This is a genomic window from Natronobacterium texcoconense, from assembly GCF_900104065.1.
Lineage (GTDB): Archaea > Halobacteriota > Halobacteria > Halobacteriales > Natrialbaceae > Natronobacterium > Natronobacterium texcoconense.
Map to the genome: position 1 here is coordinate 917,023 of NZ_FNLC01000002.1, position 21,195 is coordinate 938,217.

At 64.7% G+C, this 21,195-nt stretch carries 24 protein-coding genes; 14 read left to right on the plus strand and 10 right to left on the minus strand.

Going from position 1 to position 21,195, the window contains the following annotated elements; all coding sequences use genetic code 11:
• Positions 1 to 115: 115 nt before the first annotated feature.
• The gene (locus BLR35_RS11845) at positions 116 to 1,279 is read left to right on the plus strand and encodes a S1C family serine protease (protein WP_090382024.1); all 1,164 of its coding nucleotides are present in this window, start codon (positions 116 to 118) and stop codon (positions 1,277 to 1,279) included.
• A gap of 49 nt (positions 1,280 to 1,328) precedes the next feature.
• On the opposite strand, the gene BLR35_RS11850 is transcribed toward BLR35_RS11845, so the two are convergent.
• Positions 1,329 to 1,541 carry a hypothetical protein gene (locus BLR35_RS11850; RefSeq protein WP_090382026.1) on the minus strand — a complete coding sequence of 71 codons (213 nt, stop codon included), beginning with the start codon at positions 1,539 to 1,541 and terminating at the stop codon, positions 1,329 to 1,331.
• 130 nt (positions 1,542 to 1,671) lie between these two features.
• Here BLR35_RS11850 and BLR35_RS11855 point away from each other — a divergent pair, with 130 nt between their 5' ends.
• On the plus strand, positions 1,672 to 1,857 hold the full coding sequence (locus tag BLR35_RS11855; RefSeq protein WP_090382028.1) for a protein translocase SEC61 complex subunit gamma: 186 nt from the start codon (positions 1,672 to 1,674) through the stop codon (positions 1,855 to 1,857).
• Positions 1,857 to 2,294, plus strand: a complete 438-nt coding sequence (locus BLR35_RS11860; RefSeq protein ID WP_090382030.1) for a transcription elongation factor Spt5 — start codon at positions 1,857 to 1,859, stop codon at positions 2,292 to 2,294. The genes BLR35_RS11855 and BLR35_RS11860 overlap by 1 nt, the downstream gene beginning before the upstream one ends.
• Before the next feature lie 175 nt (positions 2,295 to 2,469).
• Here BLR35_RS11860 and BLR35_RS11865 read toward each other — a convergent pair whose 3' ends face one another.
• Entirely contained in the window at positions 2,470 to 2,757 is a 288-nt protein-coding gene (locus BLR35_RS11865; RefSeq protein ID WP_090382032.1) for a DUF7565 family protein, read from the minus strand.
• A gap of 195 nt (positions 2,758 to 2,952) precedes the next feature.
• Between BLR35_RS11865 and BLR35_RS11870 the strand changes: the two genes are divergently transcribed.
• Positions 2,953 to 3,705, plus strand: coding sequence for a PHP-associated domain-containing protein (locus BLR35_RS11870; RefSeq protein ID WP_090382969.1), 753 nt, complete (start codon positions 2,953 to 2,955; stop codon positions 3,703 to 3,705).
• 16 nt (positions 3,706 to 3,721) lie between these two features.
• Here the strand turns inward: BLR35_RS11870 and BLR35_RS11875 are convergent, their stop codons facing one another.
• The 3 genes from BLR35_RS11875 to BLR35_RS11885 are packed head-to-tail and all read right to left on the minus strand — an operon-like array spanning position 3,722 to position 6,380.
• Positions 3,722 to 4,189: a Mut7-C RNAse domain-containing protein gene (locus BLR35_RS11875; protein WP_090382035.1), complete on the minus strand. Its 468-nt coding sequence runs from the start codon at positions 4,187 to 4,189 to the stop codon at positions 3,722 to 3,724.
• Positions 4,189 to 5,940: a DNA polymerase/3'-5' exonuclease PolX gene (gene polX / locus BLR35_RS11880; RefSeq protein ID WP_090382038.1), complete on the minus strand. Its 1,752-nt coding sequence runs from the start codon at positions 5,938 to 5,940 to the stop codon at positions 4,189 to 4,191. Before polX ends, BLR35_RS11875 begins: the two co-directional genes overlap by 1 nt.
• Complete coding sequence (locus tag BLR35_RS11885) at positions 5,940 to 6,380, minus strand: DUF5788 family protein (protein WP_090382040.1); 441 nt, start codon at positions 6,378 to 6,380, stop codon at positions 5,940 to 5,942. Before BLR35_RS11885 ends, polX begins: the two co-directional genes overlap by 1 nt.
• Positions 6,381 to 6,496: 116 nt before the next feature.
• On the opposite strand from BLR35_RS11885, the gene BLR35_RS11890 reads away from it, so the two are divergent.
• The 4 genes from BLR35_RS11890 (at position 6,497) to BLR35_RS11905 (ending at position 11,093) form a co-directional block, all read left to right on the plus strand.
• Positions 6,497 to 7,459, plus strand: coding sequence for a rhomboid family intramembrane serine protease (locus BLR35_RS11890; RefSeq protein WP_090382042.1), 963 nt, complete (start codon positions 6,497 to 6,499; stop codon positions 7,457 to 7,459).
• Between the two features lie 411 nt (positions 7,460 to 7,870).
• A complete protein-coding gene (locus tag BLR35_RS11895) occupies positions 7,871 to 8,701 on the plus strand; it encodes an endonuclease V (RefSeq protein WP_090382045.1) in 831 nt (276 codons plus the stop codon).
• An 829-nt stretch (positions 8,702 to 9,530) separates the two neighbouring features.
• Positions 9,531 to 10,436, plus strand: coding sequence for an SDR family oxidoreductase (locus BLR35_RS11900; RefSeq protein ID WP_090382047.1), 906 nt, complete (start codon positions 9,531 to 9,533; stop codon positions 10,434 to 10,436).
• 90 nt (positions 10,437 to 10,526) lie between these two features.
• Positions 10,527 to 11,093 carry a DUF8108 domain-containing protein gene (locus tag BLR35_RS11905; protein WP_090382049.1) on the plus strand — a complete coding sequence of 189 codons (567 nt, stop codon included), beginning with the start codon at positions 10,527 to 10,529 and terminating at the stop codon, positions 11,091 to 11,093.
• A gap of 6 nt (positions 11,094 to 11,099) precedes the next feature.
• Here the strand turns inward: BLR35_RS11905 and BLR35_RS11910 are convergent, their stop codons facing one another.
• The 3 genes from BLR35_RS11910 to BLR35_RS11920 form a co-directional block, all read right to left on the minus strand.
• Positions 11,100 to 11,363 (minus strand): helix-turn-helix domain-containing protein, encoded by a 264-nt coding sequence (locus BLR35_RS11910; RefSeq protein WP_090382052.1) that lies wholly within the window; start codon positions 11,361 to 11,363, stop codon positions 11,100 to 11,102.
• A gap of 133 nt (positions 11,364 to 11,496) precedes the next feature.
• Positions 11,497 to 12,879, minus strand: a complete 1,383-nt coding sequence (locus BLR35_RS11915) for an FAD-dependent monooxygenase (RefSeq protein WP_090382055.1) — start codon at positions 12,877 to 12,879, stop codon at positions 11,497 to 11,499.
• Positions 12,880 to 13,042: 163 nt separating this feature from the next.
• Positions 13,043 to 14,638, minus strand: coding sequence for an MATE family efflux transporter (locus tag BLR35_RS11920; RefSeq protein WP_090382058.1), 1,596 nt, complete (start codon positions 14,636 to 14,638; stop codon positions 13,043 to 13,045).
• Between the two features lie 241 nt (positions 14,639 to 14,879).
• On the opposite strand from BLR35_RS11920, the gene BLR35_RS11925 reads away from it, so the two are divergent.
• The 3 genes from BLR35_RS11925 (at position 14,880) to BLR35_RS11935 (ending at position 16,475) form a co-directional block, all read left to right on the plus strand.
• Entirely contained in the window at positions 14,880 to 15,254 is a 375-nt protein-coding gene (locus BLR35_RS11925; protein ID WP_090382061.1) for a tautomerase, read from the plus strand.
• A gap of 150 nt (positions 15,255 to 15,404) precedes the next feature.
• Positions 15,405 to 16,073 carry a helix-turn-helix domain-containing protein gene (locus BLR35_RS11930; protein ID WP_090382063.1) on the plus strand — a complete coding sequence of 223 codons (669 nt, stop codon included), beginning with the start codon at positions 15,405 to 15,407 and terminating at the stop codon, positions 16,071 to 16,073.
• 57 nt (positions 16,074 to 16,130) lie between these two features.
• Positions 16,131 to 16,475, plus strand: coding sequence for a DUF7344 domain-containing protein (locus BLR35_RS11935; RefSeq protein ID WP_090382066.1), 345 nt, complete (start codon positions 16,131 to 16,133; stop codon positions 16,473 to 16,475).
• Here the strand turns inward: BLR35_RS11935 and BLR35_RS11940 are convergent, their stop codons facing one another.
• Together BLR35_RS11940 and BLR35_RS11945 are read right to left on the minus strand one after the other, a co-directional pair.
• Positions 16,476 to 17,627, minus strand: a complete 1,152-nt coding sequence (locus BLR35_RS11940; protein ID WP_090382069.1) for an ArsA family ATPase — start codon at positions 17,625 to 17,627, stop codon at positions 16,476 to 16,478.
• A gap of 48 nt (positions 17,628 to 17,675) precedes the next feature.
• The gene (locus tag BLR35_RS11945) at positions 17,676 to 18,776 is read right to left on the minus strand and encodes a pyridoxal phosphate-dependent aminotransferase (RefSeq protein WP_090382072.1); all 1,101 of its coding nucleotides are present in this window, start codon (positions 18,774 to 18,776) and stop codon (positions 17,676 to 17,678) included.
• A 92-nt stretch (positions 18,777 to 18,868) separates the two neighbouring features.
• Between BLR35_RS11945 and BLR35_RS11950 the strand changes: the two genes are divergently transcribed.
• The 3 genes from BLR35_RS11950 to BLR35_RS11960 all read left to right on the plus strand — a co-directional run bounded on the left by BLR35_RS11950 (position 18,869) and on the right by BLR35_RS11960 (position 21,180).
• Complete coding sequence (locus BLR35_RS11950) at positions 18,869 to 19,384, plus strand: CinA family protein (RefSeq protein ID WP_090382075.1); 516 nt, start codon at positions 18,869 to 18,871, stop codon at positions 19,382 to 19,384.
• Positions 19,385 to 19,445: 61 nt separating this feature from the next.
• Positions 19,446 to 19,931, plus strand: coding sequence for a metal-dependent hydrolase (locus tag BLR35_RS11955; protein ID WP_090382078.1), 486 nt, complete (start codon positions 19,446 to 19,448; stop codon positions 19,929 to 19,931).
• 61 nt (positions 19,932 to 19,992) lie between these two features.
• Complete coding sequence (locus BLR35_RS11960) at positions 19,993 to 21,180, plus strand: LolA family protein (RefSeq protein WP_090382079.1); 1,188 nt, start codon at positions 19,993 to 19,995, stop codon at positions 21,178 to 21,180.
• Positions 21,181 to 21,195: the final 15 nt, after the last annotated feature.

Sequence of the window (21,195 nt, forward strand, 5' to 3'; positions counted from 1 at the left end):
AAGACTATCGGACGCTCGAGGCAAGAAGCGTCGGCCGGCAGCCTCCGGGGGACGACCCCTGCGCTGTTCCGAGTGTGACGACACCCCTGGAGACGCCCCTGCCGGTGTCGGTTTTATGGCCCTCGTCGGGGTGGAACCCCGCGTGACGCCAGCCCCGAACCAGCGCAGCCGCAGAGAACTATTACGGACGGCCACGGCGACCGCAGTGGGCGTCGGCATCGTCGGCTCGAGCGTCGCGCTCGACGGCGACGAAAACGACAGCGATGCGGGCAACGAGACGGAAACGAACGGCGGCGAGGAACCGTACGCCGGACTCTACGAGGACAGCATCGACGACGTCGTCCTCGTCACGGTCTCGGGCGTCGACGAGGAGACGCCCGGCGGATTCGGTTCCGGGTTCGTCGTCGACGAGACCATCGTGACGAACGCACACGTCGTCAGGGACGCGGACGAGGTCGAACTCCAGTTTACCGACGAACAGTGGCGAACCGGGACGGTCCTCGGGACGGACGTCCACAGCGACCTCGCCGCGATCGAGGTCGACGACGGGGATCTTCCGGAACTCGTCGACGGCTTCTCGCTCGCCGACGAGACGCCCGCAATCGGTCAGGAGGTCGTCGCGCTCGGCAACCCGCTCGGTCTCGACGCCTCGATCACCCAGGGAATCGTCAGCGGCGTCGACCGCTCGCTGCCAAGCCCGACCGGGTTCTCGATCCCGGCAGCCATCCAGACCGACGCGCCCGTCAACCCCGGCAACAGCGGCGGCCCGCTCGTCGACCTCGAGGGTGAGGTGCAGGGCGTGGTCTTCGCGGGTATCGGCCAGACGATCGGATTCGCGATCTCCTCGCAACTCGCGAATCGGGTCGTCCCGGCACTCGTCGACGACGGCGAGTACCAGCACGCCTACGTCGGCGTCGGCGTCGACCCCGTCGGTCCACACGTCGCGGAGGCGAACGATCTCGCGGAGCCACGCGGCGTTCTGGTCCTCGAGGTCACGCCGAACTCGCCGGCCGACGGCGTCCTCGAACCGGCCGACGGGCTGGCGACGGTCGAGGATGCTCCCGGTCCCGTCCCAGTCGGCGGCGACGTGATCGTCGCCATCGACGGCGAGGAGATCCCGAACCAGGAACGACTCACGTCGTACCTCGCGCTTGAGACATCCCCTGGCGAGACGATCGAGATCGAAGTCGTCCGCGACGGCAATCTGGAGACGGGCGAACTGACGCTCGAGGAGCGGCCGGACGTCGACGGGCCTGAAGCGGACGGTCCGATGCCGTGAGCTTCGAACTGTAGTGTTTGTCTCCGAGCAGGTGTGATAGACTCTCGCGTCAGTCTTCGTCGGATCCTTCTAGGTCTTCCTCGGCGTCCTCCAGGTCCTCGATCTCCTCGTCGTCCGCTCGCGGAGCGTTCTGCGTGCCCAGGTCGTCGTCCCCGGCGTCGACCTCGTCGGGGTCGCGGCCGACCCGCTCGAGTTCGTCCTCGATTTCGGCTTCCCGTTCGGCTTCGATCTCGTCTGCCCGGTCGGTGTTGTCTTCGGCCATACCCGGCGCTACAGCAGCGAGCGGTTTGGGGACCGGGCCGTCGCCTGCAACGTTTCGACCTCCGCCAGCGAGAGATAGTGACGGAAACACGAAAGACAGATAAAAGGGCCCGCGCTGTAAATAGGTAGATATGGACGTTCCGTACGACCTCACCTCGTACGTCAGGGTGCTGAAGATGGCGACGACACCCACGACGAACGAGTTCCTACAAGTGTCGAAGATCGCCGGTGCTGGCATCCTGCTCGTCGGATTCATCGGGTTCATCATCGGCGCGATCATGCTCGTGCTGACCGGTGGAGCCGGTGGTGGCTTCTGATGGGCATCTTCGCCGTAAAGACGACCGCGAGCCAGGAGCGAACGGTCGCGGACATGATCATCAACCGTGAGGAGCCAGAGATCCATGCCGCACTCGCGCCGGACTCGCTTACCTCCTACGTGATGGTCGAGTCCGACGGCGACGCCGTCCTCGAGCGGGTACTCGAGGACATTCCCCACGCACAGAGCATCGTCCCCGGTAAGTCAGACATCTCGGAAGTCGAACACTTCCTCTCGCCGAAGCCGGACGTCGAAGGGATCGCCGAGGGCGACCTCGTCGAACTCATCGCCGGCCCGTTCAAAGGCGAGAAGGCACAGGTCCAGCGCATCGACGAAGGCAAAGATCAGGTAACCGTCGAACTGTACGAAGCGACGGTTCCAATCCCGGTGACGGTGCGAGGGGACCAGATCCGCGTGCTCGACAGTGACGAGCGCTAACGCGCTCGTCAAGCAGTCAGCGCGGCGCAGCCGCGCTGAATATAGCGACGAGCGATAGCGAGTCGGTTCGGCGCGACCGATTCCCGGCACTCATACGAGCGACGCCGTCTCCGTTCTTCTCGAGTCTTCGAACCCTCGAGCGACAGGTAGAACGTTCGAAATCGAATCGCAGATCTCAGCGTTTCAGTTCGCTGGCAATCGCCTTGATGTCCGCCTCGTCCTCGATTTCGTCCATCAGTTCCTCGCGTTCGCGGACGTCCTCGGCGTTTGCGCCGTAGGAACGGACGTACTCGGCGCGAGTGTGCTCGGAGAAGGCGTGGCGAATCGCGAGATAGCCGTCGGGAACGATAGTACCACAGACCTTACACTCGAGTCGTTCGTGTTCGGTTGCTTGATGGACGACGGCCGACTCGACGTCAGCGAACACTTCACTGCAGTCGTCGATTCCGCATTCCCAGACCATTTTCGGGAACTGGGTCGTCCGCCCTATTGGTCTTTTCGTCGGAACGGTCGTCGATACAACCACCTGTCAGTCACGAGAAATCGTTGGCGAGAGCGACGTCGTCAGCACGTCCACGCGAACCGTCACGATCAGATGAAGATCAGAATTACTATCTCACCTGTCCCATAACGACAGTCCGTGAGCGAACGCGATGGAGTGACGGGAAACGTCGACTGCCACGTGAAGGTCCTCGACGACTCGGTCGTCGAGCGAGCGAAACGCGCAGGCCTCGATGCGATCGTCTACGCACCACACTTCACTCGCCTGCCCGAGATCCGAGAGCAGGCGGAAGCCTACTCGAGCGACGACTTGCTCGTCGTCCCGGCCAGAGAGGTCTTTACCGGCACCTGGCACGACCGCAAACACGTCCTCGCGCTCGGCCTCGAGGAGCCGGTGCCCGATTTCATCCCGCTCGAGGCGGCGATGGCCGAGTTCGAACGCCAGGACGCGACCGTCCTGGCACCACACCCCGAATTCCTCACGGTGAGTCTCACCGAGCACGACGTCGAACGCTACGCGGACGTGATCGACGCCGTCGAGATCTTCAACCCGAAGCATCTGCCGTCCCACAACCGGCGAGCACGCGAAATCGCCGACCGTGTGGAACTGCCGCCGTTTACCTCGTCGTACGCCCACCTCCCGCGGACGGTCGGCGTCTGCCACACCGTCTTCGACACCGACATCGAGACGGAAGCCGATCTACTGGCCGCGCTCGAGGACGGCGTGGGACGGCGCGTCGTCTACGAGAACGGGTTCAGACGGTGGTCGACGACGGCAACCGAACTCGCCCATCTCGTCTACGAGAACACCTGGAAGAAAGGCGATCGACTGTTCCTGTCGGGTATCGAACCGACCCACCCCCGTCACATCGCCTACGACGGGCGATTCGACGACGAGGCCGTCTACTGAGGAAAGCGACGCAAGACTATTCGTCTCCGCATTCGACTCTCGAGAGCGTTCGCTCGACCCGATCCCAGTGGCTTCCCCGCCAGAAATATTGTCCACACGAGCGACAGCGTCGGACGTCGACTGCGTTCGTGTCGGGGACGTACTCAGGTGAATCGGACGATTCGTCGACGGCCTCGAGCGGGCCGTTGCACCGTCCACAAAATCGCGGCTCCGCGGCCAACTCGAGCGAGACGCCCGCCGTGGCGAGTTCCGATAGCTGTTCCTCCACGTTGCGGGACTCGAGCAGGATCGATCCCGGTTCCTCGACCGCCCGGTTCGCGAGCGCGACGTCACGCGTCACGACCGTTCGCTCCTCCTCGCGAGCGGTCTCGAGAAGGGCGTCGTCTTCCTCGAGGCCCCGATCCCCGGCGTAGGCGGTGTCGTGGTTGCACATCCGGAGATAGGAGACGACCCCGCCGCACATGACGTCGAGGAGGAGTTCCATTAGTGAAGGAACGCTCGCAACTGCTCGAGGTCCCAGGTGTTGATCACGTCTTCTGGTTCTGCCCAGCCGCGACGGGCAGTGTGGACGCCCCAGCGAACGAACTCGAGCGTCGTCGTCCGGTGGGCGTCGGTGTTGATCGCGATCGGTGCGCCCTGTTCGATTGCAGCTTGGACGGCGCTCCCCCACAGGTCGAGTCGGTGCGGGTTGCTGTTGACCTCGAGGGCGGTGTCGTGGTCGGCCGCGACCCGGCCGAGTTCGGCGGTGTCGAACTCGAGCCCTGAGCGTTCGTTGAGCAGCCGGCCGCTGGGATGGCCGAGCACGTCGATTGCTGGGTTCTCGAGCGCACGGACGAGACGCTCGGTCGCCGTCTCCGCGTCCTGGTCGAGACCGCTGTGGGGCGAAGCGACGACGACGTCGAGCGCGTCGATCACTTCCTCCGAGAGACCGATCTCGCCGCTGGCGTCGACGTTCGCCTCGATCCCCGCGAAGACCTCGATCTCGCTGTCGGTGTCGACCTCGCGGACGACCTCGACCTGTTCCAGGATTTCCTCCTCCGAGAGCCCCATGCCGCCGACGACGCCGGGACCTTCAGCGTGGTCCGCGATCCCGAAGTAGTCGTAGCCGCGTTCCTCGGCGGCTGCGACCATCTCCGCGACGGTATTGTTCCCGTCCGACCACTCGGTATGGGTGTGGAGGTCGCCCCGAATGTCCTCCCGGGTCAGCAGGTCCGGCAGCTCGCCGTTTTCCGCAGCTGCGATCTCCCCGCGATCCTCGCGGAGTTCCGGTGGAATCCAGGGGAGGCCGAGCGCCTCGTACATCCCTTCCTCGGTGTCGCCGGCGACGCGGTCGCCGACCCGCTGGCCTTCCTGGGCATCCTCGAGGTCGCTGACGTCGAACGCACCGTACTCGTTCAACTTCATCTCGCGGTCGATCGCGTAGTTGCGAAGCCGAACGTTGTGGTCCTTGCTGCCCGTAAAGTACTGCAGCGCGGAGCCGAACTCCTCCGGCGCGACGACTCGCAGATCGATCCGGATCTCGCCGACGCGGACGCTGGCCTTCGCAGGGCCGGACTCGATCTCGCTGTCGACGGAATCCCAGTCGACGAACGCCTCGACCACGTCCTCCGGCGAGTCGGTCGCCGCGAGCACGTCCACGTCGCCGATCGTCTCGCGCCACCGCCGGATCGAACCTGCGACCTCACATCGGTCGACAGTCTCGAGTCCCTCGAGAAAGGCGAGCACGTCGTCCGCGAGCGGTCGAGCCTCACCCAGTAAGTGTCGCTGTCCGACCTCGCGGGCGAACTCGAGGTTGTCGCGGATATTCTCCTCTGTCTTGGGACCGAACCCCTTGACCTCCTGAATCTCGCCGTTCTCGGCGGCTTCCTCGAGGTCGTCTAACGTCTCGATTCCGAGTTCCCGATACAGTTTCCCGGCCGTCTTCGGGCCGACGCCCTCGATCCGCGTGACGTCCGCGATGTCGATCGGCAACTCAGCGCGCAGTTCCTCGAGTTCCTCGATCGCGCCGGTCTCGACGTACTCGACGATCTTCGAGGCGATGGCGTCGCCGATTCCCTCGATCCCCTCGATGGCCTCGCGGTCGCCGTCGGCGACGTAGTCCGCGATCGGCGTCGGATGCGAGCGGACGTTCTCCGCCGCACGGCGGTACGCCCGGGGCTTGTACTCGACGTCGTCGGCCTCGAGCAGGTCGGCGAACTCCTCGAATCGGCCGGCAATTTCGGCGTTCGTCGCCATCAGCGACCCCTCCGTTTGCCCTGATCGTCGTCCTGTCCCAGCGCCTTCTTCAGGAACGACATCCAGCGTTTGCGATCCTGGGCCTGCTTCGCCTGCTGCTCGCGCTCTAAGTCGGTCGGCCCGAGACTCTCGAGAGCGTTCAGCGCGCGATCGATGCCGATGATACTGCCGGCGAGTTCCTCGCCTCTCTCTCGGGAGATGTCCCCCTCCTCGATTTGCTCGAGGCGCTCGAGCCGTTCGCGACGCAGGTTCTTTTTGGCCTGCTCGACGCGGTCGCGTTCCCCGGGCGGCACCGTCTCACGGCGCTTGATCTCGAAGACGAACGTCCTGAGATCAATCTCCTCCTCCTGGACCTCGATGGTCTCGGGAATGTCCGCGCCGACGGTCGCGCCCTCGCGCTCGACGCGCTCGAGCAGTTGCTTGCGCTCGTACTCTTGCACGCCTCGATATGGGTTCCGGGGAGCCAAAAGTGTACAGTACGCGGCAGGTCGGCGTGTCGGCCTCGAGGCAACGCGAACCCCAAATCCCTTAGCAACTCACCACTTACCCCAGCCCAATGGCCCAGTGCGACGTGTGTGGGAAAGACGAAAACATGCCGTACAACTGTCGGCACTGTGGCGGAACCCACTGTGCCGACCATCGGCTCCCGGAGAATCACAACTGCTCCGGGCTCGAGAACTGGAACGACCCCGGTGGCGTCTTCGGTAGCGGCTTCGACGAAAGCGTCCAGTCCGGGAGTTCGGGGACATCGAAGTCGGTCAGCTCGAGAGTCCTCGACGCGTTGCCGATCGACACCGGTCCGGGCGGCCCGCTGGCGTACTTCCGCGGGAACATGACCTACACGGTGTTGCTACTGATGTGGGTGACGTTCATCCTCCAGTGGCTGTCGATCCTGTTTGGCGGCGTGCTCGGAATACCGAACCTCCACCGGATGCTGTTCGTCCTGACGCCGCAGAATCCCGAGTACGTCTGGACGTGGGTGACGTCGATCTTCGCCCACGATCCGGAGTGGATCTTCCACATCGTCTTCAACAGCATCGTGATATTCTTCTTCGGCCCGATAGTCGAGCGGTACGTCGGATCGAAGAAGTTCGCGATCCTGTTCGTCGTCAGTGGTGCACTGGCGGGCCTCAGCCAGATCGCGGTCCAGATCGGCCAGGGTTTCGCACAGATCCCTGGCGTCGGCGGCGTCGTCGGAGCCAGTGGCGCCGCACTCGCGATTATGGGCGTCGTCACCGTCCTGAACCCGAAACTTCGGGTCTACCTGATGTTCATGATCCCGATGCCGATCTGGGTACTCACCGCAGGGATCGCCCTCATCAGCATCTTCTTCGTCGGTACCGGCGGCGGTGGCACTATCGCACACGCAGCACATCTCGTCGGCCTGCTCATCGGCCTCGGCTACGGCGAGTACGTCAAGCGAACCCAGAACGTCCGCACGCCGAATCAGTTGCAACTCGGCGGCGGTCCCGGTGGACCGGGTGGACCGGGCGGACCCGGCGGTCGACGTCGGTTCTAATCGAGACCGTCGTAGACCGATCCGCACGCTCTTTCTGTGCTTTCTGATAACTGGTACACGTAGGCCACGGATTGGGCAGATGACGGTCGATAGCTGTTCAGTTCAGCCGGATTTCGTTTCACGAACGACGAGTAGAACGGTCCCGATCGCGACAACGACGCCGATAGTTAGACGCATCGTTGGCGTAACGTCGACAGTTTGACCGACGGCGACACCTGCAGCGACAGAAACGAGGACCAGGAATGCCACGCCCAGTTTTTTCGCATCCATGGGGCGGAAGTACACGACGTTCGTCTTTGAATGTTAGGTAGCCAACATCAATACTGCGTTCAGTTCACGGAACAGCGAGAACCAGTCTCCGACACCCACACACCCTGCAACTGATTTTCCTCGAGCGGCAACGCCTCGGCAATGACCACACGCCCCGACCTCGCGCCCGAACCCGGACTCTCGCGCGACGAGATGGAGGCCCTCCAGCGCGAGATTGCCACTGCCGCCGTCTTCGAGGACGACTTCGCGTTCGACGACGAGGCCATCGCGCCGTCACGACGAGACGACCAGCAGTCGACCCTCTCCGACTCGTCGGCCGCGGCCGCGAGTCCCGACGACGACGACCGGCACGCGCTCGAGAACCCACCCATCGTCGCCGGCGTCGACCAGTCCTTCATCGACGACGACCGCGCGCTCTCCGCCGTCGTCGCAATGCAAGCCGGCGAGGTGATCGAACGCGTCCACGCCGTGACGCCCCTCGAGATCCCCTACGTTCCCGGCCTGCTCGCCTTCCGCGAGGGTGGGCCGATCCTGGCGGCACTCGAGGAACTGTCCGTCGATCCCGACCTCCTGTTGTTCGACGGCAGCGGCCGCATCCACTTTCGGCAGGCCGGGATCGCGACCCACGTCGGCGTCGTCCGCGACGTCCCCAGCGTCGGCGTCGCGAAGAGCCTGCTCTGTGGCGAACCAGCCGACTCCACCGAGAACCTCCCCGCAGGAACCCGCGTCCCGATCGAAGCGAACTCGAGGGTAGACGCCCCTGACGGCACCCTGCTAGGATACGCCGTCCAGACGCGCCAGTACGACTCCCCGGACCGGTACATCAATCCGCTCTACGTCAGCCCCGGCCACCGCGTCGGCCCGGAGACCGCCGCCGACGTCGTGCAGGCGCTTTCCTCACAGTACAAGCTTCCCGAACCCGTCCGACTGGCCGACAGCTACGCCGACGAGGCGAAGTCCCTCGTGGAGTAGCGCTCGAGAGCGTGCCAGAAATGCTGGACGTTGGTTGATGGAGGCCTCCGAGGAAGGAGTGGAACCAGGACGCCTCCGAAAGCCCCCAGCACGCTCGAGGGCTGTGATACGGACTGCTATAAGTCATTGACGGCGCAACCGCGAACCGTCTTGCGGTTGCGCCAGGAAATCGTTATAGCAGACCGTATGACTCGCTGCGCGCTTCGCTCGCGACGCTCGCTCCAGTGCTTGCATCGTCTCGCACCTCGAGCGTCCCGGCCCCTTTCAGTCCCACCCACAGATCCGCTTCCTCCCCAGCCGACTCGTTCGCTCCCTCCGGTCACTCACTCGACCACCGGGAGACGTAACCGTCTCCCGAGCCTTCGCTCGTTCCACTCACGAAGACCTCGCGCAGTGTAAGCGACGCGCCCTCGCAGTGCTCGAGCGCGTCGTCAGCGCGCGCCACGAGGCCGGGAGCGGGGCTCGAGCACCGCGAGAGCCGCGCGACCCGGGGAAGGGCAGGCTGCTACCGTCGGGCGGGACTGAAAGGGGCCGATCCGGTCGGGGAGCGTGCCGGCCGAAGCACCGCAGCGACCATCGGGAGCGAGGAGCGCACGTCGGCAGGCGACTCGAGCGGATCGGGGGCTTTCGGGTTGTTCGACTCCGCGCCATCTCGAGCGACAAACGGGTCACGATAGACGTGGGACTCGAGCGGAGAGAGGACTTTCGAGGTATTCGAACCCTTGCTGTCTTGAGCAACGAACGAGTCACGACGTCCATTCGAGAGTGAGTTTACGCGTAGCGCGACAAACCGTCGATACTTAGGTATCGTCTCACGAACGTATCGGATATGGCCACCGCTGACGACGAGGGGACCGACGACTCCGTCGGCGACGATCCGGGTGCAGAGAGCGAGGACCGCTACACTCGCAAGCGGTCCGTCCTGATCACCGGCTGTTCGTCCGGTATCGGCCGCGCGACGGCCGCAGCCTTCCTCGAGGAGAACTGGCAGGTGTTCGCGACCGCGCGCAACGTCGAGGACATCGAAGACCTCGAGGAGGCGGGCTGTACGACGCTCGAACTCGACGTCACCGACCCCGACCAGATCGCACGAGCGGTCGAGCGAACGGTCGACGTCGCCGGGGCGATCGACTGTCTGGTGAACAACGCCGGCTACGCCCAGATGGGGCCGCTCGAGGACGTCTCCACCGCTGACCTGCATCGGCAGTTCGACGTCAACGTCTACGGGCCCCACCGACTCGTGCGCGCTGCATTACCCCACATGCGCGCTCAGGGTGCGGGCCGGATCGTCAACGTCTCGAGCGTCAACGGCCGGATCGCCGTGCCGGGAACTGGCGCGTACGCTGGGTCGAAACACGCGCTCGAGGCGATGAGCGACGCGCTGCGGGCGGAAGTCGAGGAGTTCGGGATCGACGTGGTCGTCGTCGAACCCGGCCCGGTCGAGACGGAGTTCGTGGACCGGGTCGACGAGGAGCTGCCGGAGAACGAGCGGACGCCGGCTTACGAGACGCTGTACGAACTGATCGGCGAACTACAGCTGGTCGGCGGCGGAAAGGGTGGCCCGTTCGCCTCCAAACCGGAAGACGTCGCGAAGGCGATTCTGACCGCGAGCACGACGCCCGAGCCGCCGGCACGGTATCCGGTCGGGCCGCTCGCTCAGTACGGCGTCTACGCTCGGTTCCTCCCGGAACGGCTTCGCGACGCCGGTTACGCCGTTCTCCGAAAGCTCGTCTGAGCGCGGTCGTCTCCCCGAACTCGCCCACATCGACACCACTCGAGCGCGACAGAACGTTCTTGGTAGCGGAACGAAAACGACGGTGTAAGCGTGCCCTCCGATTCAGATTCTCCGTCCGGCGTCGTCGCCCTCGCGGATACCGTCTCGGACCTGCTGTACGGCATCACCGGCTGGTCGCTGGTCGTCCTCGCACTCATGATCGCCATCGCCGGCGTTCAGGTTCTCGTCTCGCTCGAGACGGCCACGACAGCGGTGATCGGCGCGACAATCCTGTTCGTCCTCGCGTTCGTCACCGCCGCGTTCGGCATCTTCGTCAATCCCCGGTTCCGAACGCGACTCGAGCGCCGACACGGACTCTCGACGTTCGGCCGCGTCCACAGCGTCGACCGGCGCACCATCAAGCCCGACGAGGAGTGCCACGAGCGATGTGTCTCCTGCCAGAAGCGAGTCGAGAAGGGGCTCGTCCGCCGCTACCGCGAGGAGTTCGCGCTCGCGGGCATTCCAGTCTACACGAGTTCCGTGGGGTACAACCACTACTGTCTCGAGTGTGCCTCGAGCGAGGTGCTCGGCGAACCACGGATCGACGAGTCCCGGGAATCGACGCCGTCGGTCGACGCCGAAGACGGCGAGAAAGAGCAGGCCCTCGGTACGGAGTAGCGCCGGTCAGTCGCTCGCGGCGTGGGTATCCAGGCCGGATTCGGGCCGTACGAGCGAGTCGGACGTCCGGGCGCGGTCGGTCGGCACGACCTTGCCGCCCGTACAGTGGCGAACGTATCCGTCCTTCTGTAGCGCGAGACAGCGTCGTTCGATCGTCGCGGGGTGAGTCTCGAGTCGCGCGGCTAGCTCCGGGATCGTCGCTGGGCTGGACGTCAGGAGGACCTCGAGGAGATGCGCTCGCTTTCCGTCCGGCGGTTCGTCGGTCGGCATCGGATGTGTGAACGGTTACCGTTCGTCGGTATCAAGCACGGCTTCGGTTCTCACTCGCTGGGAGCGTGATTTCCAGTGGTCATCGCTGGTGTGTCCCGTCCACGAGATCGGTGGAGGAATCCGCCGGAGAATCTCAGGGGTCGGTCGCTTGCCGTATTCGCTTCTCGCCGCGACCGGGAATGGGGCCGAACGCGCGCCAGACGACGCGCGGGCGAAACAGGACGGACGGCGGCCGCTCGAGCATGAAGACCGACCACAGGACGTCCGCCAGCCGAACGTCCGTGTGCGCCCGGCGAATCAGGCGGTTCACGTACCAGTCGTACGCGGCTGCCCCGCGAGGGAGTTCCCCCTCCGTCTGCGAAAAGGCGAGATCGCCCCCGACCGACAGATTCCACGCGACGTCGACGACGGCGGCAGCGTCGTCGAAAAACTCGAGTTCCAGCCCGTCACGCCCCGTTTTCACGAGCGCGTGGTGGAGGAGCAACGCCTCGAGCGCCGCCACCGACATTCCCTGCCCGTTGACGGGGTTGAAGCTGGCGATGGCGTCGCCGACGACGACCAGCCCGTCCGGAAACCGATCGAGTTTCTCGTACCTGTACCGACGATTCGACGGGAAGGGGTAGAACGCGACGTCTCCGTCGGTCATCGGGTGATCGCTCAGAATCTCGCTCACGATCGGGAACGGGAGCGTCGCCGCGAACGCTTCGAACCCGTCGGGATCGGTCGGCGGATGATCACCGTGGACCCCGTGCAGGTTGACGAGCCAGCGATCGCCCTCGACCGGGACGAGGAACGCACCCCGGGTTCGCGGTGCCTCCGCTTCCAGAGACACGCCGCGACGGTCGTCCGGCGGTCGCTCGACGAACGTCGAGGCGTACCCGATGTCAATTTCGACCTCGTCGACGGGTGGGCGGTCGTATCCGTGCGTCTCGAGCCATTCCGGTGTTCGGCTTGTCCGACCCGTGGCGTCGACGACGAGGTCGGCCACGAGCCGTTCTCGGTCGGACTCGCGATTCCGGATCGTCACTCCCTCGACGGCCGTCGACTCCCCGTCGGCGACGTAGTCGACGAACTGACAGCCCGACCGCATCTCGACCCCCTCGAGCGAGGCGACGCGCCGCCGAACTGTGTGTTCGTACAGGGCTCGCGTGGCGAGGTGTAACGACTGGTGGTCCGTCCTGAGCGTATCACCCTGGACGTAGATCCGGAACTCCGTCCCGCTCGTGATCACGCCACCGCTGGCCGTCACGTCATCGCTGAACCCTGGACACAGGTCGTCTATCGCTGCCCGCCCACCTTCCAGAAGGACGTGGACGTGATTTCCCTGTGGAACGCCGCGACGTGGCTCGGCGACGTCGGGTAAGGGATCGCGTTCGATCACCGTGACCGCCTCGAACGCGTCCGCGAGGACTCGAGCGGCCAGCAGTCCTGCGACTCCTGCACCGAGCACTACCGCGCGCCCGTCTCGGTCGGGGATTCGTTCGCCGTCGTAGGACGGAACGGTCGACAGGGTCATGTCGGTCCAACTGCTGTGCCGTCCGTTCTCGCTTCCGGGAGTTCGAGTACCATCGGGTACGCCCGGCGCTGTGGTACGATCCCGACGAGTAGATAGTCATCCGATGACGATCCGGCAACCCCTGCAACGGTTTCGGACGTCGGACGGGGGCCGAAACCGTCGCTCAGTCCGCGGTACTCTCCGAGACCGGGCCGTCGACGTCGTCCTCGTCGATGTACTTCTCTTTCCAGGTGCCGCGTGCGAACCAGGCCGCGCCGACGATCGCACCGAGGACGTTGCCGACGGCCATCCCGACCCAGACGCCGGTTTCGCCCCAGCCGAAGACGAACACGAGGGCAAAGACCGTCCCGACGCGGCCGACCCACAGCGTGAGAATCGAGATGATCATGGCGGTGGTCGTGTTACCCGCACCGCGGAACGCGCCGAGCATCACCTGCGAGACGCCGATGAAGGCGAACTCGACCGATCGAATCCGCACGTACTCGACACCATAGGCGATCGTCGCCGGCGCATCGGGGACGTCGCCGAGGAATGCGCTTACGATCGGTTCGGTGAACGTCACCGCGATCACGGCGACGAGCAACATGACGCCCGCTCCCGTCGAGGCGGCAAGCCAGGCCGACCGTTCCGCCCGATCCGCTCTGTCGGCACCGAGGTTCTGTCCGACCATCGTGTCGATGGCCCGCCCGAGCCCCATCGCCGGCAGGAACACCAGCGAGATCAGCCGGTTACCCAGGCCGTACGCGGAGACGACCGGCGGCGAGAAGGTGACGACCATCGCCGTCAGCGTGATCATCGCCAGCGCGCTCGTACTCTGTTCGACCATGCTCGGCGTTCCGAGGCGGACGATGTCCCCGATGATCTCGAAGTCGGGTCGAAGATGCTCGAGGCGAACCTCCGGCCCCAGTTCGGTCGCGAACAGCAGCCAGAGACCGATCCCGGTGCCGACGCCGCGGGCGACGACCGTCGCGATCGCTGCACCCTCGATTCCCCAGCCGGTAAAGCCGACCGTCGCGAACAGCGTGGCCTCGAGACTCGTCAGTCCGAGCCACGCGAACAGCGGGTTGTCCTGGAACCCGAAGATGAGAAACGGGTCGAGGACGACGTTGACGACGACGGAGACGACCATCACGAGCATCGGCGTTCGCGTGTCGCCGTAGCCGCGCATGAGCGCGGAGAAGACGAAGAAACCGAACATCAGGGGCAGGCCGAGGAAGATGACCTCCATGTAGTCGGCCGCAAGCGGGACGACGGTCGCAGCTGTGTCGGCGTCGCTCGGGAGGATCTCGAGCGCCGGCCGGGTGTAGAAGTAGCCACCGATCCCGATGACGACCGAGAGGATGCTGATGAACGAAACGGTCTGCCCGGTCACCACCCCCGCAGAGCGGCTTCCTTCGGCACCCGTATACTGGGCGACGAGAATCGCACCTGCAGTAGTAAACCCGCCGGCGACGGCGATCAGCAGGAAGATAAGCGGGAAGGCGAGGCTGATCGCGCCGACGGCCTCCGCGGAGAGCCGACCGAGATACAGCGTGTCGACGACGTTGTACGTGACCTGCAACAGCTGGATGACGACGATCGGCCAGGCCAGATGAAAGAGCGGCCAGACGAGGCTTCCCTCGGTGATCGATCCTTTCGACGGAGCGAGATCGCGATCCGCTCCGCCGTCACTGGTGGGTTCGGTATCGGCGTCGCTACTCGCCCCCTCGTCGACCGACGAGTCCGGGTCGGTATCGGACGGCGGTTCGTCCGGACTCATCGGTTACTCGATCGACCGGACTCGGTTCGATGGAGGTCGCGGGCGAAGCGGCAAGCAGCGGCGAAGAGCTGCCCGGAGACGGCGGCCTCGAGCGGATTCGGAAGCCGAGACGCCGCTAACCGGGCTGGGACCATCGACTCGACACTCACTGTCTATTGGTCAGTCAGCGTAACTAAAGTTCTTTCGAAGGACGGCAACGCCCCGCCGGAACACCGAAGCGACCGGGCACGCTATCCGTGGTATGCCACTGCTCCAGTTCGACACCACGCTGTCGCTGTCGGCCGACGACAAGGAGACGCTTGCAGCACGCGTCACCGATCTCTACACGGACGAGATGGCGACCACCGCTGGCCACGTCGCCGTGACGATTCGCGAACGCGACCCGGCCGACCTCCACCTCGGGCGGGCCGTCGACGGCCCGCTCCTGTTTCTCGACGCGGAGATCAGGCAGGGCCGACCGTTCGAGCGAAAACGGGCGTTCGCACTCGAGACGCTGACGTTCGTCTGCGAGCAGTTCGACCTCCCCGAGGAGAACGCGAAGGTCGTATTCACCGAACACCCGGGCGAACACATGATGGGGGTCGATCGGGTCGGTGGCGAGTGGACGGACAATTAGTGACAGCCAGAATTACTTTTCTCTCGAATGTCGAATAGGGGACGAACGTGAACGAGTGACAACTCGATACAACATGTAAGATGTTTTCATTTTCGACGCTGCGATAAAAACCGTGAGTAGTATTACGGCGACGGCGAAACGAATCGGTCGATGGCTACCGAGGCGACGTTTACGCTTCCGTCGGATGGATTTCCGCTCGGAAGCATCTTCGAGCAGTTACCGGAAGCGACAGTCGAGCTAGAACGTATTATTCCTTCTCGAGATACCGTAATTCCATACTTCTGGGTACGAGGTGCCGAGACGGACGACATCGAAGCGACGTTTTCCGACCGGCCGGAGGTAAAGCAAATTCGGCTCGTCGACTCCGTCGAAGACGAGTACCTGATGCGAGTCGAGTGGGAACAGGAGTACGACGGAATTCTGGCTGCACTAACCGAGACGGACGTCCCGCTGATCGAAGCGGTCGGGACCGAAACGCAGTGGACGTTCGACGTCCGTGGGGACGACCGAAGCGACATCGTCTCCTTCCAGGAACAGTGTCGAAAGCGAGAGATTCCGATCACGCTGGCGAACTTGCAGCCGCTCACACCGATCGAATCGGGGGTCGAGGCCGCACTGACCGAACCACAGCACGAAGCGCTGGTGCTCGCGTACGACCGTGGGTACTTCGACTCGCCGCGAGCGGTCACGATGGAAGAACTCGGCGACGAACTCGGAATCTCACAGCAGGCGGTCGCGTCCCGTCTCTGGCGCGGCATCGACAAAATCCTCAATCTGACACTTTCGGGGACGGAGACGACGACCGATACGACTCACTAAAACAGATTGTATAACTAACGGTAAAATTAAGTGAGCTAGCTGTTTGCTGTTGGGGGTATGTGTGATACTCCGAACAGATTCGATACACTTCTGAATCTGTGTCGAAACGTCCGTCGCCGTATCATTCTCGGAGCGTTCGTGGGGCGTACGGAGCCAGCAACGCTGACCGACCTCGAGCAGGTAATCCTCGAACACGACCAGCACGCGTCGAGCGAACAGGAGAGGACGATCCGGATCGCACTGATCCACAAACACGTTCCGAAACTCGAAGCTGCGGCGCTCCTCGAGTACGATTCCGATCGCCGGCTGGTAACGCCGACGTCGACGTTCGAGCGGTGGCAGCCCCAGATTTCGACGATTCTCGAGGCAGACCCAACGCTCGAGACGCCGATCCGCTTCTGACTACCGCAGGCAGGCCGCGACGACCGCGAGCATCCGTTGGCCACGGACTTCGTCGGCGAACAGCGGGACGCGTTTGACGTCTGTTCCGCGGAACAGTTCCTGTGCCTCCGAAAGGGCGCTCTGCTGAACGTCCCACCGCTGCTGGCAGAACGCACAATCGTCGAGGTTGGGCTGGAGGAACTCCGCGTCACCCTCGACGTCGTCGGTGACGTCCGACAGCGGCTCCATCACGCGGTTGACGACGACCGTCCCGACCGGAATCGAGAACTCCTCGAGTTGCTCGCGCAGTCGTTTGGACTCGAAGACGCTCATCTCCTCGGGCACCAGCACGATCCGGAAGTCCGTCCGCGCCGGATCCTGCAGCGCGGCACGGAGTCGCTCGATGCGCTCGCGAAGCACCTGCAGATCCTCGAGGTCTTCGGGTTCCTCGGGTGGTTCCTGGCCGCCGAACATTCCCTTCATGTTCTCGAACATCCCGCCGATTCGCTGGCGGAACTGGAGGATACGCCCGACCATCGTGTCCATGATCTCCGGCAACTCGAGCAGCCGCAGGGTGTGGCCCGTCGGGGCCGTGTCGACGACGACGCGGTCGAACCGGTCGTCGTCTAAGTACTCGAGCAGGAGTTGCATCGCGGCGGCCTCGTCCGCGCCGGGCATGGAGCCGCCAAAGAGCGCGTCCATCGGGGAGTCGTCGCCGAACATGTCGCCGAGACCGCCGAGCGGTCCTGCACCGCCACCCGGACCGCCGTCGCCGAGGAACGCCGCCTGCCCGCGCTCCATGGCGGCTTCGGGGTCGATCTCGGCCCCGTAGAGGGGGATGTCCTCACGGAGTCGTCCCGGGTCGGAGGGAACGTCGGTCTCGAACGTATCCGACAGCGAGTGTGCCGGGTCCGTCGAGACGACGAGCGTCCGGACGCCCGACCGGGCGCTGTCGAGCGCGGTCGCGGCCGCCATCGTCGTCTTCCCGACGCCACCTTTTCCGCCGTAGAGGACGTAGTCCGGACCCTCGATCGGTTCGTCCGACGGCTCGACGTCGACGGTCCGGCGTTCGTCTGCCTCTTCGACGGACTCCGTCGGCGTCACCTCGATGGTCGTGTCGTTGTCCGCGTTCTCGGCTTCCTCGTCGACCGGCTCGACGTCGATTCCACTCATACCCTCTCGTTCCCCGCGCCCACACGAGTATTCGTCGGTCTCGAGCGATCAGTCGAAGTACGCCGCCAGCCGATCCGCGGCCTCCTCGACCCGTGGCGTCACGAGCGCGAACCGGAGCCAGTCGGACCGGGAGTCGCCGAACGCGTTACCGGGCATCCCCGCGACGCCGGCCTCGTCGATCAGTTCGAAGACGTTCTCGAGCGTCCCGGGATACCCCTCGAAACGGGCCATCACGTAGAACGCGCCCTCGGGCGTCGTGTACTCTGCGCCCGCCGCGTCCAGGGCGTCGGTGAAGGCGTCGACGCGCTCGCGCAGGCGGTCGCGGTTGCGCTCGTAGTAGTCGGGATCGGTCTCGCGAAGCGCCTGCAAAACGGCGTACTGCGACGGTCGGCTGCCGGCAACGTTGACCAGCATGTGTCGGCTCTTCGCGTTCGCGACCAGTTCCGGCGGGAAGATGGCGTAGCCGACCCGGAAGCCCGTGATCGCCAGCGACTTCGAGAAGGCGTTGGTGACGATCCGGTGATCCGAATCGACCTCGAGCGCACTCGAGAACGTCCCGGAGAGGTCGAAGTGGTCGTACACCTCGTCGCTGACCAGGACGGCGTCGTACTCCTCGGCGATCGCGACGAGTTCCCGGACCGTCTCTTCGGGGTAGACCGCGCCGGTCGGGTTGTTCGGCGAGTTGGCGACGATCGCAGCCGTCTCCTCGCTTGCCGCCTCGCGAACGGCGGCCGGGTCGAGCTGGCCGTTCTCGGCCGCCGCGACGAACGACTGAGTCCCGCCGAGCATCGTCGTCTTCCCCGGATAGTAGGGGTAGACGGGGTCGGTCAGAACGATCTCGTCACCCCGGTCACGCTCGAGTGCGCGGGCCATCGCGAGGTAGTTCGCCTCGCCCGCGCCGTTGGTGACGACGACCTGTTCGCGGTCGACGCCCCGTCGCGCGGCGATCTCCTCCCGGAGTTCGTGCAACCCCGGGCTCGGCGGGTACTGGAACGCGTCTGGCTCGAGGTCGGCGTACTCGTGGAGGCCGTCCCGAAGCGCCTTCGGAGGCTCCCAGTCGGGGTTCCCGCTGACCATGTCGATGACGTCGCCCTCGGCCTGCGAAGCGTACTCCATCACCCGAAAGAAAAGCGGCGTCTCGTACTCCATACGGGTACGTCCGGCGGGGGCGTACGTCGTCTTTTCGTTCTGGCCGGTCGTCGGACGGCGCTTTGACAACCCCTCGCCCCCTCTATGCGAGCATGAACGACGACGTCGACCGCGAACTCCCGATGGAGGTCGCCGACGTGCTCCGGGAGCGCGAAGAGACGCTCGCAGTCGCCGAATCCTGTACGGGCGGGCTGATCGGTGCGGCGATCACCGCAGTACCGGGCGCGAGCGACTACTTCGAGGCGGGGCTGACGACGTACGCCTACGGCGCGAAGCGCCGCGAACTGGGCGTCAGCCGCGAGGCACTCGACGAACACGGAGCCGTCTCCGAACCCGTCGCCCGCGAGATGGCCCGTGGAGTTCGGGACGTCGCGGACGTCACCTGGGGCGTCGCCACGACCGGCATCGCCGGCCCCACCGGTGGCACCGAGGACAATCCCGTCGGAACGGTCTACATCGGCGTCGCCTACGCGGGGCCGTGGGGCAGCGAAACCTCGTACGCCACCGTCTCCCGGTACGTGTTCGACGGCGACCGCGCCGACGTCCGCGCGAAGACCGTCGATCGAGCGCTCGAGGACCTCCAGAAGGAGATAGCGAGCCAACAGTAACGATCAGTGACTGTCGGCCGAGCAGAAAGTTATTCGGCACTCGACTCTCGAGTAGCCCGTAATGAACAAACGAGGACACGTTCTCAACGCCGTGTTGCTCAGTATCGGACTCGGATACTTACTCGAACCCGCGGGCAACCTGGAGACGTTCGAAATGATCGTCACGATCGGGGTTCCCATCACGCTCGGAGCGATGGTCCCCGACATCGACACCGCCTTCGGCAAACACCGCAAGACGCTGCACAACCTGCCGCTACTGATCGGATTCTTCCTCTTTCCCGAACTGTTCGACAACCTCGAGTACGTCTGGATCGGCGTGTTGACTCACTACGTCCTCGACGTCGCGGGGAGCAAACGCGGCATCGCGCTGTTTTACCCCGTCTTCAAGAAAGAGTACGGCCTCCCCATCGGCGTTCCCGTCAGTAGCAGTCGTGCCGACCTGATGACGGTGTTCGTGACGGCACTGGAACTCGTGGTCGCCGCAATAATCATCTACGATCTGCCTCGACAGGGCTTCGAGATGGTCCGCCAGTCCGTCGGCGTCTGATTGGCCGACTGTAGCGAATCGCCAAATCCTTATTCGAGAAAAATTAGATATATGATACGTTATGGCCTCCAGGAGCCTCCGACTTCTCGCCGTCGCTGCGGTCGCCGTCCTTCTCTCGATCAGCGGTGCGGTCGCGTTCACTGCCCTCGAGGTGGACGTCCTGCCCGTCGACCAGGGACCCGACGCCGACGCCCTCGTCGCGGACGTACTCGAGAATCACGGCGACGTCGAGACCGTCCAGGCGGCCAGGATCTCCGAATACGAGATATACGATTCCGAGGGTGACGAGCCACGAACCGGCGAGATGACGGGTGACGTCTGGAAGCACCCACCCGACCGGTCACGCGTCGACGTCGTCTCGTCCACCAGACCGGGCGAAGGAGCCGGCGACGTCTGGGCCGTCGACGGGTCGACGCTGTACAGCTACGATGCGTCGGCACAACGACTGATAGTCGACGATAACTGGCGCGGCGAAGCGATCTACTACTGGCCGGACGTCTACGAGACCGACCTCGAGGCCGAGTACGTCGGCACTGACACCGTCGACGGCCGCGAAACGTACGTCCTCGAGATCGAACCCGCCGCGGGCGAGACGGCGACCGGAATCAGCCTCCTCGTCGGCGACACGGAGTTCACGTTCGGTGCCGGAGAGCCAGCGACACGAAACGCAACCCGGACGACGACCTGGTGGATCGACGCCGAACACCGGTTCCCGATCAAAGAGCGACTCGAGGCCGACTACGACGAGTCCGACGAACACCCCCTGCAGTGGGACCGAAGCGTCTGGACAGTCACCTACGAGGACGTCAGGTTCGACGAAGCGATCGACGACAACCGGTTCGAGTTCGAGCCACCGGCCGACACCGAGACCGACGGGCCGACCGAGCCACTCGACGTCTCGACGGTCGCGGAAGCCGACGCTGCCGCTCCGTTCACCGTTCGAGAGCCGCCGGTCCCCGACCGGTTCGATCCGGCTTACGTGAGCGGAACCGAGTTCGGGAGTGACGTGAGCGTCACGCTCCTCTACCGTGACGGTGACGAAGGTGACACGATCGCGGTCCGTCTCTCCGAGTCATCGTTCGACCGAGCGGACGTTCTCGAGGAAGAGGTCGGCGAACACGACGGGACGCTGGCCGAGACCGGGCTCGGAACGGGCTACAGCTGGCAGTGTGACGGAACGTACTACGAGATCGTTGCGGACGACGGGAGGGTCGCCGTCGAACTCGCAGAATCGGTCGACTGTTCGTAACGGGCACGACAGTTC

Bases quoted from the DNA above. Each gene is read 5' to 3' on its own strand.
- BLR35_RS11845 (WP_090382024.1), top strand. From the start codon at position 116: ATGGCCCTCGTCGGGGTGGAACCCCGCGTGACGCCAGCCCCGAACCAG.
- BLR35_RS11850 (WP_090382026.1), bottom strand. From the start codon at position 1,541: ATGGCCGAAGACAACACCGACCGGGCAGACGAGATCGAAGCCGAACGG.
- BLR35_RS11855 (WP_090382028.1), top strand. From the start codon at position 1,672: ATGGACGTTCCGTACGACCTCACCTCGTACGTCAGGGTGCTGAAGATG.
- BLR35_RS11860 (WP_090382030.1), top strand. From the start codon at position 1,857: ATGGGCATCTTCGCCGTAAAGACGACCGCGAGCCAGGAGCGAACGGTC.
- BLR35_RS11865 (WP_090382032.1), bottom strand. From the start codon at position 2,757: ATGGTCTGGGAATGCGGAATCGACGACTGCAGTGAAGTGTTCGCTGAC.
- BLR35_RS11875 (WP_090382035.1), bottom strand. From the start codon at position 4,189: ATGGAACTCCTCCTCGACGTCATGTGCGGCGGGGTCGTCTCCTATCTC.
- polX (WP_090382038.1), bottom strand. From the start codon at position 5,940: ATGGCGACGAACGCCGAAATTGCCGGCCGATTCGAGGAGTTCGCCGAC.
- BLR35_RS11890 (WP_090382042.1), top strand. From the start codon at position 6,497: ATGGCCCAGTGCGACGTGTGTGGGAAAGACGAAAACATGCCGTACAAC.
- BLR35_RS11895 (WP_090382045.1), top strand. From the start codon at position 7,871: ATGACCACACGCCCCGACCTCGCGCCCGAACCCGGACTCTCGCGCGAC.
- BLR35_RS11900 (WP_090382047.1), top strand. From the start codon at position 9,531: ATGGCCACCGCTGACGACGAGGGGACCGACGACTCCGTCGGCGACGAT.
- BLR35_RS11910 (WP_090382052.1), bottom strand. From the start codon at position 11,363: ATGCCGACCGACGAACCGCCGGACGGAAAGCGAGCGCATCTCCTCGAG.
- BLR35_RS11915 (WP_090382055.1), bottom strand. From the start codon at position 12,879: ATGACCCTGTCGACCGTTCCGTCCTACGACGGCGAACGAATCCCCGAC.
- BLR35_RS11920 (WP_090382058.1), bottom strand. From the start codon at position 14,638: ATGAGTCCGGACGAACCGCCGTCCGATACCGACCCGGACTCGTCGGTC.
- BLR35_RS11925 (WP_090382061.1), top strand. From the start codon at position 14,880: ATGCCACTGCTCCAGTTCGACACCACGCTGTCGCTGTCGGCCGACGAC.
- BLR35_RS11930 (WP_090382063.1), top strand. From the start codon at position 15,405: ATGGCTACCGAGGCGACGTTTACGCTTCCGTCGGATGGATTTCCGCTC.
- BLR35_RS11935 (WP_090382066.1), top strand. From the start codon at position 16,131: ATGTGTGATACTCCGAACAGATTCGATACACTTCTGAATCTGTGTCGA.
- BLR35_RS11940 (WP_090382069.1), bottom strand. From the start codon at position 17,627: ATGAGTGGAATCGACGTCGAGCCGGTCGACGAGGAAGCCGAGAACGCG.
- BLR35_RS11945 (WP_090382072.1), bottom strand. From the start codon at position 18,776: ATGGAGTACGAGACGCCGCTTTTCTTTCGGGTGATGGAGTACGCTTCG.
- BLR35_RS11950 (WP_090382075.1), top strand. From the start codon at position 18,869: ATGAACGACGACGTCGACCGCGAACTCCCGATGGAGGTCGCCGACGTG.
- BLR35_RS11955 (WP_090382078.1), top strand. From the start codon at position 19,446: ATGAACAAACGAGGACACGTTCTCAACGCCGTGTTGCTCAGTATCGGA.
- BLR35_RS11960 (WP_090382079.1), top strand. From the start codon at position 19,993: ATGGCCTCCAGGAGCCTCCGACTTCTCGCCGTCGCTGCGGTCGCCGTC.